1 protein-coding gene is annotated in these 602 nt (G+C 67.1%); it reads left to right on the forward strand.

Annotated elements, in window-relative coordinates:
- Positions 1-77: 77 nt before the first annotated feature.
- On the forward strand, positions 78-602 hold a 525-nt coding region (locus ALC15_RS40950; protein ID WP_050632145.1), incomplete at its 3' end, for a hypothetical protein.

Here is a 602-nt window from a genome sequence, read left to right on the forward strand (position 1 = left end):
GTGCGGGCCAATGACGGAATGCTGTGGGGCGGCTGGACCGCGTTCACGGCGACCCCAGGGGCGACCACGCTCCGATCGTGACGGCACCGAACGTGACCGCGACGCATGGGGAGGTGTCGGCCCTTGCCTCCAGCCTGTTCTCGGTGACGGATACCGACAACGATACGATGACCCAGTATGCGTTCTGGGACACCGGCGGCAACGGCCACTGGGTGGTGAATGGTGTCGCCCAGGCCGCCAACACCGAGATCGACGTCGCGGCGGCGAACCTGTCACAGGTCAGCTACGTGTTCGGTCCCGGCGGCTCGATGCCCGATACGCTCTACGTGCGGGCCAACGACGGGCAGTTGTGGAGCAACTGGACTGCGTTCACCGCAGGGCCGGGGGTCGATACGGCCCCGGTGGTGACGGCACCGAACGTGACCGCCAGTCACGGCCAGCTCTCGGTGCTCGCCTCGAGCCTGTTCTCGGTCAGCGATGCCGAGAACGATGCGATCACCCAGTATGCGTTCTGGGACACCGGCGGCAACGGCCACTGGGTGGTCAACGGTGTCGCCCAGGCCGCCAACACCGAGATCGACGTCGCGGCGGCGAACCTGTCA

Source organism: Bradyrhizobium viridifuturi (assembly GCF_001238275.1).
GTDB lineage: Bacteria > Pseudomonadota > Alphaproteobacteria > Rhizobiales > Xanthobacteraceae > Bradyrhizobium > Bradyrhizobium viridifuturi.